Below are 15407 nucleotides of genomic sequence, written 5' to 3'. Positions count from 1 at the left end.
GTCCATGCTAAACAAGTGACGTACTCCCGAGTACGTCTCGAACTAGAGGCGGGGCTGCCCAAATCTCCGGCCCCGCCTCCCCCGAGCCCCCCTCCTTCCAGATATGTGACCCAAACGAAAAACGGCGCCCTTTCGAGCGCCGTCTTGCGGTTTGTTACGAGCGGATAGACTGAAAGGTCAGCTTGCGCGCGCGACGCCCTTTTCACCCATTAGCTGCTGCAGTTCGCCCGCCTCGTACATCTCCATCATGATGTCGCTGCCCCCCACGAACTCACCCTTCACGTAGAGCTGCGGGATCGTCGGCCAATCGGAGAAGGCCTTGATGCCCTGGCGGATTTCCATGTCCTGCAACACGTCCACGCTGTCGTAGGCGACGCCCAGATGATCAAGGATCGCAATGGCACGGCTGGAAAATCCGCACTGGGGGAACAGCGGCGTCCCCTTCATGAAAAGCACAACGTCGTTGGACTTTACGATCTCGTCGAGGCGGCTGTTCACGTCGGGCATGGCTTCGATTTCCTTGTGGCCCCCGTGCGAACACACGTCGGGCGGTATGCTGATGATCAGTTGGGAACAGCGGTGGTGAGTTGCAAGGCGTGGAGCACGCCGCCCATCCTTCCGCCCAGCGCTTCGTAGACGAGCTTGTGCTGGGCAACCCGGCTTTTGCCGGCGAAAGCGCCCGATACGACATGGGCGGCGTAATGATCGCCATCGCCTGCCAGATCGGTGATCGTGACTTGCGCATCGGGAAGTGCGCTGCGGATCAGGGTTTCGATTTCTGCGGCGGGCATCGCCATGGGGCAGGGTCCTTTATCTGAAGCGTCAGCCCATCAGGGCGCGGCGCGCTTCGACCAGTTTGTTCTCGAGAGCGGCGCGCACTTCGGCTTCGTCGGTTTCCACGCCGGCGCTGGTGAGATCGCCCAGCAGCTTGCGGATCACGTCTTCGTCGCCCGCCTCTTCGAAATCGGCTTGGACCACGGCTTTGGCATAAGCCTCCCGCTCGGCGGGGAGCAGGTTCATGCGCTCGGCCGCCCACTCGCCCAATAGACGGTTGCGGCGCGCCTGGATGCGAAACTGCATCTCGGCATCGTGGGAGAACTTGGCCTCTTCGGCGCGCTCACGGTCGTCGAATGTGGTCATCTGGGTTCCCCTCGTCGATATGACGCTCACGCGCGATACGGGGAGCCGACGCGCGGTTCAATCCCGGACTTGCCGGAGCCAGTTGATTTGTCCCTTTGAAGGATCAAGATCCGCACATGATCAGGCAGCCGCCGCGGGCATCCGGGACAGAAAGGACCGCTCTTGCGCCGCCTTGCTCTCGAACGCTGCGATGGTGTCGCCCTGCGCCATCGTCAGCCCCACTTCGTCCAGCCCCTCAAGCAGGCAATGCTTGCGGAAGGGATCGATATCGAACGTATAACGATCCTGGAATTGGGTGGTGACGGTCTGGCTCTCCAGGTCGATCGCGATCGGATCGGTCTGCGCCACTTCCATCAGGCGATCGATCGCCGCCTGCGGCAGAGCCACGGTGAGGATGCCATTCTTGAACGCATTGCCCGAAAAGATGTCCGAGAAGCTGGGCGCGATCACGCACGTCACACCCATGTCGAGCAAGGCCCAGGCGGCATGCTCACGGCTGGAGCCGCAACCGAAATTGTCGCCCGCCACGATGATCGGCGAACCGGCGTATTCCGGATCGTCGAATACGTTGCCGGGCTCCTTGCGAACCGCTTCGAACGCTCCTTTACCCAGGCCTTCGCGCGTCACCGTCTTGAGCCAGTGCGCAGGAATGATGACATCGGTATCGACGTTTTTGCGCCCAAACGGATAGGCGCGGCCGGCGACGTGATTGATCGGCTTCATCTGTGAGGTCTCGGTTCAGTCAGTCTCAGGCGGAAAGTGCGGTGCGGTGCTGGTCGGCGGTGGCAGTGCGTTGGCGGACTTCCTGTCCTTGCGGCGCTTCACGAACATCAGCGCCGCGGCAACGGCTGCGGAACCGATCGCCGCCCCGGCTGCCACGGCCGCGCGCGAGGCTATGGAGTTGTCAGATTCATCTGCCATTTCAAACTTCCTTTCGCGGATCGATCCCGTCGGGCGATCCATACCACCTTAGCCACTCCCGCGAAGGGTTGTAACTCAGATGCGAGCGGCCTTCACCCCACCAGTTCGCGCACGTCGGTCAGTCGACCGGTCACCGCGGCGGCCGCGGCCATCGCCGGGCTCATCAGGTGTGTGCGGCTTCCAGGACCTTGGCGACCGGTGAAGTTGCGGTTGCTGGTGGAGGCGCAGCGTTCTCCTGCCGGAACCTTGTCCGGGTTCATCGCCAGGCAGGCCGAACAACCCGGCTCGCGCCATTCAAGCCCAGCGTCGACGATGATCTTGTCCAGCCCCTCGGCCTCGGCCTGTTGCTTCACGAGCCCGGAGCCGGGGACGACGATCGCCCAGCGCACGTTGTCCGCCTTGTGGCGACCCTTCAGCACGGCGGCAGCGGCACGAATATCCTCGATGCGGCTGTTGGTGCAGCTGCCGATGAAGACGTTCTGCACTTCCACGTCGGTCAGGCGCGTGCCGGGGGTGAGGCCCATATAGTCCAGGCTGACCTTCACCGCGTCACGCTTGGATGCGTCCGCAAAGTCCTCGGGCGAGGGGACCACGCCGCCGATCGAAGACGTGTCTTCAGGGCTGGTGCCCCAAGTGACGGTGGGCTGAATATCCTCTGCGCGGATAACCACGGACTTGTCGAAAGACGCACCCGCGTCAGTCGCCAGGCTTTTCCACCATGCCACGGCCTTGTCCCAATCCTCGCCCTTAGGCGCGTAGGGACGGCCTTTGAGATAGGTGAACGTTTTCTCGTCGGGCGCGATCAGGCCGGATCGCGCGCCACCCTCAATCGCCATGTTGCAAACCGTCAGGCGGCCTTCGATGCTCATTTCCTCGAACACATTGCCGCGATATTCGATGACATGGCCAGTGCCGCCGCCCATGCCGGTGACGCCGATGATGTGCAGCACCACGTCCTTGGGCGTGACGCCGGGGCCAAGCTGGCCGTCGATGCGCACTTCCATCGTCTTGCTTTGCTTGAGCAGCAGTGTCTGCGTGGCGAGGACATGCTCGACCTCGGTGGTGCCGATGCCGAAGGCCAGCGCGCCGACGCCGCCGTGGCAGGCGGTATGGCTATCGCCGCACACGATCGTCGCGCCGGGCAGTGAAAAGCCCTGTTCCGGCCCGACTACGTGAACGATGCCCTGCTCACGGTCGGTCGCGTCAATATAACGGATGCCGAATTCGGGTGCATTGCGACGCAGCGTGGCGAGCTGGTTGGCGCTTTCCAGGTCCGCGATCGGCAGTTGATTTCCCGCCGCATCCTTGCGTGCGGTGGTAGGCAGGTTGTGATCGGGGACGGCGAGCGTCAGGTCTGGACGGCGCACGGTGCGGCCAGCAGTGCGGAGCCCCTCGAACGCTTGCGGACTGGTGACCTCATGCACGAGGTGCCGGTCGATATAGACAAGGCTGGTGCCGTCATCGCGAGTTTCGATAACATGGGCGTCCCAGATCTTCTGGTACAATGTGCGCGGTGCGATTGTCATGATCAGGCGCGACTAAGCCCGCTTCGCGCAATATTCAAGATGGGTGGCGCAGATATGGGCGCGCGGGCCGGGCCCGGGGATGTTTGCCCCGGACCCTGCTGGGATCAGCCGCGGCGGCGGTCGCGATCGTTGCGCTCGGCACGAAGCGCGTACTGAACGCGATCGACCCGGGCGCGCAGTGTGCTCGTTTCGGCACGTGTCAGCCCGTTACGAGCGTAGGAGGTATAAAGGCGCTGCAGTTGCGCGCTTTCGCGGCGCAGGCCCGTCGCCTCGCGGTTGGAGATCGTGCGGCGCGCGACGGCGCGATCGATGTTGCGGTTTAGCTGCCAGATATCGTTGCGGATGTTGGCATCGCGCACGGGGGTCGGCCGACCGGCGTTGTGGTGACCATAGGCCATCGGCTGGGCCGACGCCGCCGAGCCGAAGCCGGTAGCAGCGAGCAGGGCGGTGGCGGCGATCAGGATAGGCTTGCGCATCGATAGTCTCCTTAGGTGCGAACCCGTTTCAGCGGTCCGATGTGTTCAGAATTACACCTGCTTAACTGAACGAGAGCGCAAAGGTTCGTCGCAGATCTTTGAAGAAATGTACGAAATTGTCGTAGGCCGGTCGGCACTCCGGGACGGCTGACAAAGCGGGGGGATCGGCGTAGGGGAATGGCTATGTCCGCTATCGGCCCTGTTCTGATCGTCCTTGCCACAATTGCCGGGATGGAGTTCCTCGCCTGGTTCAGCCACAAGTACATCATGCATGGCTTTGGCTGGGGCTGGCATCGCGATCATCACGAGCCGCATGACAAGCTGCTGGAGAAGAACGACCTTTACGCCATCGTCGGTGCCGGGATGAGCATCACGGCGTTCGCAGTCGGCTCGCCGCTGGTGATGGGTACGGCGGCATGGTGGCCGGGTACGTGGATTGGCTTGGGTATCCTGGCTTACGGGGTGATCTATACCCTGGTGCACGATGGCCTGGTGCATCAGCGCTACTTCCGCTGGGTGCCCAAGCGCGGCTATGCCAAGCGGCTGGTTCAGGCGCACAAGCTGCATCACGCCACGATCGGCAAGGAAGGCGGCGTTAGCTTTGGCTTCGTGGTGGCCCGTGATCCTACCGCTCTGAAGCGCGAGTTGAAGCGGCAACGCCAAGCCGGTGTGGCAGTTCTGCGCGACGCGGTGGAAGACTGACGGCCGCCTTCAAATATTGCCGCGCATACATCAATTGGATGATGGCGAATCCAGCGTGCTTTCGTAATTCGCCCTCGCGACCCGAGGGCGGCTTAGCCGACCTTCTCCTAGGGCTCGGAGCCAAGGTTCCGGGCCCTCTTTTCGCCATGGCGGAGGGAAGCTGCCCAACCCGTTCTGGACACTGGCCCGCGCATTGCTAAGGCGCGGTAAGGGGAATGGGCGGGAATCAGATACTTGGCGATGCAGGACGAGGCATTGTTGCGCATCGTGGACCGGGTCTACGATTCGATCCTGTCGCCAGAGGACCATGGACTTGTCCTTGATGAGGTGATGCGGGTGACCAACTCGCACTTCATGGTGCTGAGTGCGCACCGTCCGAACTCCCCGATCCAGCCCTTGTTCGCGGGAGATATGACGAGCCGCCGGTTGGATGGCCTTGCCGAGTATGCGGCCGGCGCGTTCGCCACCGATCCCACCGCGCATTTCGCCAACAAATGCCCCCAAGGCGGTACCTTCGCCACCGATCATCAGATCGACCGCGATCAACACGCCGCTCATCCCCACGTTAAATGGAACCGGCATTATCTGGGGAACTCGCATTGGACGGCCCGGTTCGATGTGAGGGACGGAATGATGTTCGGGGTCTCGGTGCATTCCCGGTCTCCCGATGAGCCTCATGCCGAAGACGATCGCGCCAGGTTCGAGATGCTTTTCGGGCATATGGCGCGTGCTTGGCGGGTGGCTGGCCGTAAGGCGGACCTGGGTAGCCATCGCGGCGCGGTGATGCTGCTGAACGGTGCGGGCTGGGTGAAGGGCATGTCGCCCGCAGGCCAGGCAATGGTGGAATCGGGGCAGGGCTTTCGCGTCTTGCAGGGCGAATTGCTTCCGCAAGATAGCCGCTGCCGGACGCCATGGCGTGAGGCGGTCTGGCGTGTCTCCTTGCCGACCGGTCCGGACGAGGAAGCCATGTTGATTCCGCATGGCGATGATCGCCGGCCCCTCGCCGTCACCATCAGCGCCGTCTTGCAAACTCACGCGTTTGGTGCCCGGGCAAGGGATATCCTGGTCCGCGTGGTGGATCGCGATGCCGCCGCCGCCGATATGTCACGGCAACTGGGTAACCTTTGGAACCTGACTCCGGCCGAAGCCCGGCTGGCTCAGACACTGCTGGATGAGGACTTTGCCTTGCGGCGCACGGCGGAGCGGCTGGGCATCGCCTATTCCACCGTGCGCACGCAATTGGCCAGCATCTTCGCCAAGACCGAAACGACCAGCCAGCCCGAACTGACCCGCCTCTTGGCGCGTCTTTCGGGCTAATTGACGAATCCGCTGGGGGGCTATGCCCGATGGTGCCGGCAACAGGGTGATGGCCTGGACGTTCAAGGCCGAGATGCGCAGAGTGTCAACCGGGTGGACCATGGCAAAGCAATATAGTGGCGATCAGCGGACAATGCCCCGGAACGCGCGTATCCTGGGCTTCCTGGGGCTGGCCCCGCAGGCGGCGGCGCTGCTGGTCCTGCTGATGGGCTGGATCGCCTGGCGTTTTGCCGCTTTGTCTCTCGCCTATGCCTATGCTGCGTTGATCTTCAGCTTCTTGGGCGGACTGTGGTGGGGCCTGGCGGCGGCGCGGCCCGACCGTGCGCCCGGCTGGGTCTGGTATGCGGCCATCGCGCCTTCGCTGATCGCCCTGGTGACGGCGATTCCCTGGGCGACCGGGCTGGAATGGCCGGGCCCCTCCTTGATCGTGCTGGGTGCCGCCATCGTCCTAAGCCTGGCGGTCGATCGCAAGCTGGTGGCGGCGCAACTGGCCCCGGCGTGGTGGATGCGTCTGCGCACACCGCTGTCTCTTGGCCTGGGCTTTCTGACCATCGCCAGCGGACTTGCCGCCTAGGCTCGATCGCCAAGCCCCTCCGCGCACGTGCGCAACAAGTTCGACACCGCCGCGATCCGCGCCAATTTCCTCTGGTTGCTGTGCGTCACCAGCCAGAAGCTGCGCGTGATGACCACATCACCAGGCAGCACCACAACCAGGTCTTCCGCGTTCGCCACCATGAAGTCGGGCAGGATACCCAATCCCCCACCGTCGATTACGAGCCGGCGTTGAATGCCGATGCTACTGGACCGCAGCGACGCTTCCAGGCCGGTGTGAACCTCGTCCAGATAATCCAGTTCGGGCGAGAACAGAAAGTCGGGCACATAGCCGACCAGCGCATGGTCTTTCAGCGCCGACCGATCCTGCGGCTCCCCGCGCGTGGCGAGATAGCTGCGGGATGCGTAGAGCCGCAGGCGATAGTCACCCAGCTTCTGCACGTGCAAGTCGCCGCGTTGCGGGCGGGCCAGCATCACCGCCATATCCGCCTCGCGTTTGGAAGGGTTCAGGAAGCCTGAGGCAGTGATCACGTCCAGCCGGATGCCGGGATGCGCTGCATGAAAGGCAGGGAGCGCCGGGGCCAGTATGTAGGTACCAAACCCTTCCGCCACCGAGAGCCGGATATGCCCGTGCAGGCTGTGCCGCTCTCCCTTGACATCGGCCAGCGCCTCCAGCGTGGCGCCCTCTACGCTCTCGGCATGGGCCAGCAACGCCGACCCGCGCAGTGTCAGGATGCGATCCGCGCCGACTTGCTCGAACAACTGGCTGTCCAGCGCCGCTTCCAGACGCTGCAGGCGGCGGGCGATCGTGGTGGCGTCTATGCCCAGCGCGCGGGCGGCAGGGCCGACCCGCCGATTTCGCGCCACCGCCAGGAACACGCGCAGATCGTCCCAGTCGAACATCGTGCCTTGAACTCGTCGCTCTGCAAAATTGCAGAGCAGTCCTGCAGCGATGCGATATTGATTGCAAGATCGCACAGGCCCATGGAGATCGGCACCATAAGATGAGAGGCCTGAATGCGCGAGATCACTCATAAGCTGGCGTTTGAAAACGCCCAGGCAACGACACGATTCAGCGACGTGTTCGATCCCAACAATGGGACCGTGCAGGCGCGCGTGACACTGGGCGACAAGGCCTTGCTGGACGCGGCGGTTCTGGCCGCGAAGCAGGCGCAGCCCGCCTGGGCCGCCGTCAACCCGCAGCGCCGGGCGCGCGTGATGTTCAATTTCAAGGCGCTGGTCGAACAGCACATGGACGAACTGGCGCACATGCTTAGTTCCGAGCATGGCAAGGTCATCGCCGACGCCAAGGGCGACATCCAGCGCGGGCTTGAGGTCATCGAATTCTGCTGCGGCATCCCGCACGTGCTGAAGGGTGAGTTCACTCAAGGCGCAGGGCCGGGGATCGACGTCTATTCGTTCCGCCAGCCGCTCGGCATCGGCGTGGGCATCACACCCTTCAACTTCCCGGCGATGATCCCGCTGTGGATGTCCGGCGTGGCGATCGCCACCGGCAACGCTTTCATCCTGAAGCCGTCCGAGCGCGACCCCTCGGTCCCTGTCCGCCTGGCCGAATTGTTCCAGGAAGCGGGGCTTCCGGAAGGCATCCTGCAAGTGGTGCAGGGTGACAAGGAAATGGTGGACGCGATCCTCGATCACCCCGATATCGCGGCGGTCAGCTTCGTCGGTTCGTCCGACATCGCGCACTACGTTTACAAGCGCGGCGTCGATGCCGGCAAGCGCGTTCAGGCGATGGGTGGCGCGAAGAACCACGGCATCGTCATGCCTGACGCCGATCTCGACCAAGTGGTCAGCGACCTGGCCGGTGCGGCCTTCGGCTCTGCGGGTGAGCGGTGCATGGCGCTGCCCGTCGTGGTGCCGGTGGGTGAAAAGACCGCCATCGCCCTGCGCGAAAAGCTGATCCCGGCGATCCATGCCTTGCGCGTCGGCGTCTCCACCGATTCGGAGGCGCACTATGGTCCGGTGGTGAATGCAGCGCACAAGGCCAAGGTGGAAAGCTACATCCAGATGGGCGTCGATGAAGGCGCGGAACTGGTGATCGACGGACGCGGCTTTACGCTGCAGGGGCATGAGCAGGGCTTCTTCATCGGACCCAGCTTATTCGACCGCGTGACCACGAAGATGCGCACCTACCAAGAGGAAATCTTTGGCCCGGTCTTGCAGATCGTGCGGGCGGAAACCTTCGAGGAAGCGTTGAAGCTGCCCAGCCAGCATCAATACGGCAATGGCGTCGCCCTGTTTACCCGCAACGGCCATGCCGCGCGTGAGTTTGCGGCGCGGGTCAATGTCGGCATGGTCGGCATCAATGTCCCGATCCCGGTGCCGGTGGCCTATCACACCTTCGGCGGGTGGAAGCGTTCTGCGTTTGGCGATACGAACCAGCACGGCATGGAAGGCGTGAAGTTCTGGACCAAGGTGAAAACCGTGACCCAGCGCTGGCCGGATGGCGGCGCCAGCGCCGACAGTGCCTTCGTCATTCCGACAATGGGTTGAAAACATGAGCCAATTCGATCTCACTTCCGATCAGCGTGAAATTCAGGATCTTGCCCGGCGTTTCACCGCCGATGCGATCACCCCGAACGCGGCGGAATGGGACGAAAAGCACATCTTCCCCCGCGATACGATTCGGGCCGCAGGAGAACTGGGCTTCGGCAGCATCTACGTATCCGAAGAGTGGGGCGGGATCGGCCTGGGGCGGATGGAGGCGGCCTTGATCATGGAAGCGATGGCCTATGGCTGCCCTTCCACCAGCGCCTTCATCTCGATCCATAACATGGCCAGCTGGATGATCGACACTTACGGCGGGCAGGCGGTGAAGGAAAAATACCTGCCCGGCATGGTGCCGATGGAGGTGCTGGGATCCTATTGCCTGACCGAGGCAGGCTCCGGTTCCGACGCGGCGGCGCTGAAGACGCGGGCGGTGCGTGATGGCGACCATTACGTCGTCTCGGGCTCCAAGCAGTTCATCTCCGGCGGCGGTGAGAACGAAGTCTACGTCGTGATGGTGCGAACCGGCGCGGACGGTCCCAAGGGCATCAGCTGCGTCGTGATCGAAAGGGACATGCCCGGCGTCAGCTTCGGCGCGCGGGAGCGCAAGCTGGGCTGGCACTCGCAGCCCACCGCGCAAGTCAACTTCGACGAAGTGCGCGTTCCGGTGGAAAACCTGCTGGGGCAGGAAGGCCAGGGCTTCAGCATCGCCATGTCCGGGCTGGACGGTGGGCGGCTGAACATTGGGGCGTGCTCGCTGGGCGGTGCGCAGCGCTGCATCGACGAAACAGTGCGCTACACAAAGGAGCGCAAGCAGTTCGGCCAGAGCATCGCGGATTTCCAGAACACGCAATTCATGCTGGCGGACATGCTGACCGAGCTGGAAGCCGCGCGGGCATTGCTTTACGCGGCCGCCGCCAAGGTGACGGCCGGGGCGCCGGACAAGACGCGTTTTGCCGCGATGGCCAAGCGCCTGGCCACCGACACCGGCTCGTCCGTGGTCGATCGCGCGCTGCAGCTTCACGGTGGTTACGGTTACCTGATGGACTATCCGATCGAGCGGTTCTGGCGTGACCTGCGTGTGCACTCGATCCTGGAGGGCACCAATCAGGTCATGCGCATGATCGTGGCGCGAGACATGCTGCGCGACTGATCGCGTACAAAAATAAACGAGAGGCAAGGCAATGGTCGGTACAGTCGCATTCATCGGTTTGGGCAACATGGGCGGCGGCATGGCCGCCAACCTGGTGAAGAACGGCTTCACCGTACGCGCGTTCGACTTGTCCCAGGCGGCACTCGCCAAGGCAGGTGAGAACGGCGCGACGATCGCCGCCACTGTCGAGGACGCGGTTGCCGGAGCCGATGCGGTCGTCACCATGTTGCCGGCAGGCAAGCACGTGGAAGCGGTTTATAACGACGCGGTTTTCGGCGCTGCCAGCGCGGGCGCGTTGCTGCTGGATTGCTCCACCATCGATGTCGCCACCGCGCGCCGGGTTTCCGAAGCGGCGGGCGCCGCCGGGTTCGCGATGGTGGACGCGCCGGTTTCGGGCGGGATCGCAGCCGCTGCTGCCGGGTCGCTGACCTTCATGGTCGGTGGCAGCGACGAGGCGTTTGCCCGGGCACAGCCGATCCTTTCCGCCATGGGCAAGGCGGTGATCCACGCCGGTCCCGCGGGCACCGGGCAGGCCGCGAAGATCTGCAACAACATGCTGCTGGGCGCGACGATGGTCGCCACGTGCGAGGCATTTGCCATGGCCGGCAAGCTGGGGCTGGACCCGCAGACCTTCTACGACATCTCCAGCGTATCTTCGGGGCAGAGCTGGTCGATGACGAGCTATTGCCCGCTGCCCGGCGTCGGTCCGCAATCTCCGGCCGACAACGATTACCAGGGCGGTTTCGCGGTAGCGTTGATGCTCAAGGACCTGAAGCTGGCCAGTGAAGCTGCCGCGCAAGTGGGAGCCAGCGTGCCCATGGGCAACGCAGCCGAGGCTCTTTACCAGATGCTGGCCAATCGCGGCGAAGGGCAGCGCGATTTCTCCGCGATGATCCGCTTCTTGGACGGGCAGTAAGCCGCCGTCCTTTCGGGGTGAGACGCCCTAGAGCATGAGCTTGGCTTGCACGCTCATGCGGATGGCCGACAGCGCGGATTTGGCGTCCATCTTTTTCAGCATGTTGGCGCGGTGGATTTCCACGGTGCGCGGGCTGATGTCCAGCGCCTCGGCAATCTCGCGGTTTGTCAGGCCCGAATGCAATCGTTCCAGCACTTGCCCTTCGCGCTTGGTCAGGGTGCGGATCCGGCGCCGGGCGTCGGCAGCGCCAGCGCGCAAGTCGATCAGCGCGGTCAATTCCGTGGCCGCGCCATCCAGCAGCGCTTCGATGTCGTACCGGTCGAACGGGTCGGGCAGGTATCCCGCCAAGCCACGCAGCATGAAGTGGCTGCATCGCACCGGCTCCAACGTCGGCCCGTATCCCAGCGCGGGGGCCCAGTAATCCCGCACCCGCATATCGTCCAGCAGGTCGGCCAGGCTAGAGTCTTCATCGCGCGCGATGATCAGCGTCTGCACATTGCCTTGCGCGCGAAACTCGGCGACGCTTTCATACGGTTCGACATGAAAGCGGATGCCGGCCAACCCTCGCCCGATCTCCGCCCGCCGCCGTACATCGGCGTTGATGAGGGATATAGTTGTATACCGTTCCATCGAAGGGACAATACGTTGATTTGCCACCTACGGGAAGACACGTAATTATGCGCAAAACATACGCAAAATCGGCCAGAAACAAGTGTTTCGTCGCAGAGTTCTAAAGGCATGAAGGCTTTGTCCGAACGTCAGGTCGCTCGCTCACTCGTCCGGGTAGGAAAGTTCGTAAAGGTTCGCGCGACGGTTGAGTTGACGCCGATCGGCCTGCTCAGCATCGGGGCGATGGTGAGCGGCATTCTGCTTTCGACCAGTGTCCTTGTCGCCACGGCCATCCGCGAATCCCGCCGCGGCGATTGAACCCGGCAGGCGCCCGTCGATATCCCGATACGCTGCGTGGACAGGCGCGGCCAGGCATCGCTATCGGCAGCGGCATGAGCATTGTCGCCACCATCATGAACACCGCCACCGGTCGTCCTCTCCAGAAGATGACGTTCGGGCGGATGCCCAAGCCCTGGATCAGCTTCAACCTTGAGACGGGCGAGCTTGTCACCGCAGAGCGCATCGACGTGGGCAAGCCTGCCCCCGGCAAGTTCGTCGCCCCGGTCGATATCTGGGTGACGGTGAAGCCCAAGGACTGATTGCCCGGCAGGCGTCAACCCGGCGAGGATAGCTTCATCAGCACCAATCCGGACAAGATGAGCGCTGCGGCGAGCATCCGCGCCAGGCTGGCTTGCTCGCCCAGGGCGATGACGCCAAGAGCGAACGCGCCGACAGCGCCTATTCCCGTCCAGATCGTATAGGCCGTGCCCAGCGGCAAGCTGCGCATCGCCAGCGCCAGCAGGGTGAAACTGGCGATCATCGCACCGATGGTGATGGCAGAGGGGATGGGCCGCGAAAAACCGTCGGACAGCTTCATCGCGTAAGCCCAGACGACTTCCAGCAAACCCGCGACAATCAGATAGAGCCAGGCCACAACAGCCTCCCTTGGCAGTTGCCGGGCCGTCCCGGGTGTTTGCCCCGTCACGCAGCAGCGCGGTCAGCGGGTGAGGGCCGTCTCCTCCGGAAATTCTTATAGTCAGCCCGTGCGATACGGATCAAGGCGCATGCGGCAGAACAGACGCCTCGATCATGCAGAAGCGCCGCACCCGAAGGCGCTTCGCAAGTCATCCAGATGGTGAGATGTATTGGCTCCCCGAGTAGGATTCGAACCTACGGCCATTCGATTAACAGTCGAATGCTCTACCGCTGAGCTATCGGGGAGCAGCCCGTCAGTGTCTCCACCGTCGGGCAGGGGTGCGCGTATACCAGCATGGATTCGTTTGGCAAGCGGGATTGGCGCGTTTTCGCATGGTCGGTGACATTGCCGCTGCGAGGGGTTTTCAAACTTCGAATTGCTCGGCGAAGATGCGTTCTTCCAGGCTGGCACCGGGGTCGAACAGCAGGGTCAGTTCCTTGGCCTGGCTGGCGACGATCCGCACGCTGCGCACTTCGCGTACTTCTTTTTGGTCAGCCACGGCGGCGACGGGGCGCTTCTCCGGCTCGCGAATGCGGAACTCCACTTCGGCGCTTTCGGGCAGGATCGCCCCTTTCCACCGACGCGGGCGAAAGGGGCTGAGCGGGGTCAGCGCCAGCATGCGAGAGCCCAGCGGCAGGATCGGCCCACCAGCGGAAAGGTTGTACGCGGTAGAGCCGGCAGGCGTCGCCACCATGATGCCGTCCCCCGCCAGTTCCTCCATACGCACCTTGCCGTTCACGCGCACTTCCAGCTTCGCCGTCTGCCGGGTTTCGCGCAGCAGAGAGACTTCGTTGATGGCGTAGTAGCAAAATTCCTGCCCGTGCTTGTCCACCGCATGCATCTCGATCGGGCGGACGGATACGGAATGCGCTTCGGCCACGCGCTGGGCGATCGGGCGACCGTCATCCTGCTGGCTGTTCATCAGAAAGCCCACGGTGCCAAGGTTCATGCCGTAGCAGGGCAACACATGGTCCCAATCGAGCATCTCATGCAGGACATGGAGCAGGAAGCCGTCTCCGCCCACCACGACCAGCACGTCGGCCTCTGCCGGGGCAACCCAATCGTGAGAGCTGCGCAGGGCTTCCACCCCGGCCTGCGCCTGGGGCGTATCGGAGACGATCAGGGCCAGCTTGGTTTGCACGCGTCGCTATATCCTCACCGCCGACGCGTGTTGTCCCGCCAGGCGACAGATTGGCTGTCCAATTTGCGCGTGTTTGGCAAGGGCTTTCGCGCTATGGCAATCAGGATGCGCGGTTATCGACAGGCAGATATGGCGGCTCCAGCGCCCCCGTCCTCCAACGGGGAGCCGGGCTTGAGCAACGCCGGAGAACCTGCGCCGCGCGATCGTGCCACCGGGCTAGACAGCGCGCAAAGCCGCATTACCGAGTGGATGGCGACCGAAGGGATCGAGGAAGGCAGCACCCACCTTCACGCGATGCTGGTGGGCCTACGCCGGTTCGACGCGGTGAACCTGGCTTATGGCGAGGCGGCCGGGGACGAAGCGCTGGAAGAAGTCGCCACCCGGATGAATAATTTCGCCGCCGGCGAACTGGAAGGCCGCTGGCTCGTCGCCCGTGCCGGAGGCGGCTCGTTCCTGCTGCTGGCGGCCGAGCCCTGCAGTCGGGAGCGTTGGCAACTTGTGGCCGACGAACTGACGGAGGTCGTCTCACGTCCGATCGCGCTGCCTTCGGGTGTGCTGCGCCTGTCACCTCGCGTGGCGCTGATCCGGATGCTGACCAGCGAAACGATCGAGCTGATGCTGGACCGGTTGGGCCAGTCGCTCAGCCAGGCCACCTTGAAGCAAGGGGCGCGATTCGTGTGGGCCAACGGCGAGGCGACACCGCCGGGCCGTTCGTCGGCGCAATTGGAGGCCGATCTTCTCGCCGCGATCGAGCGGGACGAGATCGAGGTGCTCTATCAGCCGCAGTTCAGCTTGTCGGACGATCGACTGGTCGGCGCGGAGGCGCTGGCGCGGTGGAATCATCCGGAGCTGGGGCGCATCGGCGCGAGCGCGCTGTTCGCCATTGCCGAACGCACCGATCACATCACGCCGCTATCCCAGCATATCGCACGCAAGGCGCTGAACCAGGCGGGCCACTGGCCGGCCAACTTGCGCCTTTCGCTGAATGTGACGGCAGCGGATTTGGCTTTCGGCAGCTATGCGGGCCAGCTGCTGGACACCTTACGGGCGACGGCATTTCCGCCCAACCGGCTGACCCTGGAAGTGACGGAGCAGGCGCTCATCACCGACATCGGCCTGGCCGCGCAGATCATGGCGGAATTCGTGGCCAACGGTATCCGCATGGCGCTCGATGATTTCGGCGCGGGGTTCTGCAACTTCCGGTACCTGAAGCTGCTGCCGTTGCATTATCTCAAGCTCGACCGTTCCATGGTGGACGGTATCGGGCGCGATCGGCGCGACAGGGCGGTGCTGCGCGCGATCGTCGCCATGGCCAAGGCGCTGGACCTCGAAGTGATCGCCGAAGGGATCGAGAGCGAGGCGCAGCGCGCCCGCGTGGCGGCGGAAGGCTGTGCTTACTATCAAGGCTTCATCCGCGCCCAGCCGATGAGCGCGGAGATGTTTGCCAAGCTGGTGGCCGTCTCGGCCTGA

20 protein-coding genes and 1 tRNA gene are annotated in these 15407 nt (G+C 63.7%); 9 read left to right on the top strand and 12 right to left on the bottom strand.

Features of this window, described 5'->3' with window-relative positions:
- Positions 1-177: 177 nt before the first annotated feature.
- From grxD to ACHWRX_RS02870, 7 genes are all read right to left on the bottom strand, one after another.
- Positions 178-507 carry a Grx4 family monothiol glutaredoxin gene (gene grxD / locus ACHWRX_RS02900; RefSeq protein WP_058737631.1) on the bottom strand — a complete coding sequence of 110 codons (330 nt, stop codon included), beginning with the start codon at positions 505-507 and terminating at the stop codon, positions 178-180.
- Positions 508-563: 56 nt separating this feature from the next.
- Entirely contained in the window at positions 564-797 is a 234-nt protein-coding gene (locus ACHWRX_RS02895; RefSeq protein ID WP_058737630.1) for a BolA family protein, read from the bottom strand.
- 25 nt (positions 798-822) lie between these two features.
- Positions 823-1140 (bottom strand): DUF1476 domain-containing protein, encoded by a 318-nt coding sequence (locus ACHWRX_RS02890; protein ID WP_183616688.1) that lies wholly within the window; start codon positions 1138-1140, stop codon positions 823-825.
- A 120-nt stretch (positions 1141-1260) separates the two neighbouring features.
- Complete coding sequence (leuD, locus tag ACHWRX_RS02885) at positions 1261-1863, bottom strand: 3-isopropylmalate dehydratase small subunit (RefSeq protein ID WP_394658025.1); 603 nt, start codon at positions 1861-1863, stop codon at positions 1261-1263.
- Positions 1864-1878: 15 nt separating this feature from the next.
- Complete coding sequence (locus ACHWRX_RS02880) at positions 1879-2061, bottom strand: hypothetical protein (RefSeq protein WP_058737639.1); 183 nt, start codon at positions 2059-2061, stop codon at positions 1879-1881.
- Positions 2062-2153: 92 nt separating this feature from the next.
- Positions 2154-3587, bottom strand: coding sequence for a 3-isopropylmalate dehydratase large subunit (leuC, locus tag ACHWRX_RS02875; protein WP_394658024.1), 1434 nt, complete (start codon positions 3585-3587; stop codon positions 2154-2156).
- A gap of 104 nt (positions 3588-3691) precedes the next feature.
- Positions 3692-4063: a hypothetical protein gene (locus ACHWRX_RS02870; RefSeq protein ID WP_394658023.1), complete on the bottom strand. Its 372-nt coding sequence runs from the start codon at positions 4061-4063 to the stop codon at positions 3692-3694.
- A 183-nt stretch (positions 4064-4246) separates the two neighbouring features.
- Between ACHWRX_RS02870 and ACHWRX_RS02865 the strand changes: the two genes are divergently transcribed.
- The 3 genes from ACHWRX_RS02865 to ACHWRX_RS02855 all read left to right on the top strand — a co-directional run bounded on the left by ACHWRX_RS02865 (position 4247) and on the right by ACHWRX_RS02855 (position 6656).
- Positions 4247-4765 carry a sterol desaturase family protein gene (locus tag ACHWRX_RS02865; RefSeq protein ID WP_058737625.1) on the top strand — a complete coding sequence of 173 codons (519 nt, stop codon included), beginning with the start codon at positions 4247-4249 and terminating at the stop codon, positions 4763-4765.
- A gap of 234 nt (positions 4766-4999) precedes the next feature.
- Positions 5000-6082, top strand: coding sequence for a helix-turn-helix transcriptional regulator (locus ACHWRX_RS02860; protein WP_394658022.1), 1083 nt, complete (start codon positions 5000-5002; stop codon positions 6080-6082).
- 133 nt (positions 6083-6215) lie between these two features.
- Positions 6216-6656 (top strand): DUF3429 domain-containing protein, encoded by a 441-nt coding sequence (locus ACHWRX_RS02855; RefSeq protein ID WP_394658021.1) that lies wholly within the window; start codon positions 6216-6218, stop codon positions 6654-6656.
- On the opposite strand, the gene ACHWRX_RS02850 is transcribed toward ACHWRX_RS02855, so the two are convergent.
- Positions 6653-7537 (bottom strand): LysR family transcriptional regulator, encoded by an 885-nt coding sequence (locus ACHWRX_RS02850; protein ID WP_394658020.1) that lies wholly within the window; start codon positions 7535-7537, stop codon positions 6653-6655. The two genes, ACHWRX_RS02855 and ACHWRX_RS02850, sit on opposite strands and share 4 nt — an antisense overlap.
- Positions 7538-7651: 114 nt before the next feature.
- Between ACHWRX_RS02850 and ACHWRX_RS02845 the strand changes: the two genes are divergently transcribed.
- Genes ACHWRX_RS02845 through mmsB form a run of 3 tightly spaced genes read left to right on the top strand, consistent with a single transcriptional unit; the run spans position 7652 to position 11211 of the window.
- Positions 7652-9148 (top strand): CoA-acylating methylmalonate-semialdehyde dehydrogenase, encoded by a 1497-nt coding sequence (locus tag ACHWRX_RS02845; protein WP_394658019.1) that lies wholly within the window; start codon positions 7652-7654, stop codon positions 9146-9148.
- A gap of 4 nt (positions 9149-9152) precedes the next feature.
- Positions 9153-10295, top strand: coding sequence for an acyl-CoA dehydrogenase family protein (locus tag ACHWRX_RS02840; protein WP_394658018.1), 1143 nt, complete (start codon positions 9153-9155; stop codon positions 10293-10295).
- Positions 10296-10326: 31 nt separating this feature from the next.
- Positions 10327-11211 (top strand): 3-hydroxyisobutyrate dehydrogenase, encoded by an 885-nt coding sequence (gene mmsB / locus ACHWRX_RS02835; RefSeq protein WP_058737620.1) that lies wholly within the window; start codon positions 10327-10329, stop codon positions 11209-11211.
- A 27-nt stretch (positions 11212-11238) separates the two neighbouring features.
- Here mmsB and ACHWRX_RS02830 read toward each other — a convergent pair whose 3' ends face one another.
- The gene (locus ACHWRX_RS02830) at positions 11239-11841 is read right to left on the bottom strand and encodes a response regulator transcription factor (protein WP_183616679.1); all 603 of its coding nucleotides are present in this window, start codon (positions 11839-11841) and stop codon (positions 11239-11241) included.
- Between the two features lie 108 nt (positions 11842-11949).
- Here ACHWRX_RS02830 and ACHWRX_RS02825 point away from each other — a divergent pair, with 108 nt between their 5' ends.
- Together ACHWRX_RS02825 and ACHWRX_RS02820 are read left to right on the top strand one after the other, a co-directional pair.
- Positions 11950-12138: a hypothetical protein gene (locus ACHWRX_RS02825; RefSeq protein WP_183616678.1), complete on the top strand. Its 189-nt coding sequence runs from the start codon at positions 11950-11952 to the stop codon at positions 12136-12138.
- A gap of 74 nt (positions 12139-12212) precedes the next feature.
- Complete coding sequence (locus ACHWRX_RS02820; RefSeq protein ID WP_082668094.1) at positions 12213-12419, top strand: hypothetical protein; 207 nt, start codon at positions 12213-12215, stop codon at positions 12417-12419.
- 14 nt (positions 12420-12433) lie between these two features.
- Here the strand turns inward: ACHWRX_RS02820 and sugE are convergent, their stop codons facing one another.
- The 3 genes from sugE to ACHWRX_RS02805 form a co-directional block, all read right to left on the bottom strand.
- A complete protein-coding gene (gene sugE / locus ACHWRX_RS02815) occupies positions 12434-12754 on the bottom strand; it encodes a quaternary ammonium compound efflux SMR transporter SugE (RefSeq protein ID WP_394658017.1) in 321 nt (106 codons plus the stop codon).
- A gap of 212 nt (positions 12755-12966) precedes the next feature.
- Positions 12967-13041, bottom strand: a tRNA-Asn gene (locus tag ACHWRX_RS02810).
- A gap of 119 nt (positions 13042-13160) precedes the next feature.
- Entirely contained in the window at positions 13161-13937 is a 777-nt protein-coding gene (locus ACHWRX_RS02805) for an NAD kinase (RefSeq protein ID WP_288415540.1), read from the bottom strand.
- A 171-nt stretch (positions 13938-14108) separates the two neighbouring features.
- On the opposite strand from ACHWRX_RS02805, the gene ACHWRX_RS02800 reads away from it, so the two are divergent.
- Positions 14109-15407, top strand: coding sequence for an EAL domain-containing protein (locus tag ACHWRX_RS02800; RefSeq protein ID WP_394658016.1), 1299 nt, complete (start codon positions 14109-14111; stop codon positions 15405-15407).

This window comes from uncultured Novosphingobium sp. (genome assembly GCF_964277725.1).
Lineage (GTDB): Bacteria > Pseudomonadota > Alphaproteobacteria > Sphingomonadales > Sphingomonadaceae > Novosphingobium > Novosphingobium fluoreni.
Note: the sequence above shows the minus strand (reverse complement) of the source record. Positions and strands in the feature narration are given on the sequence as shown.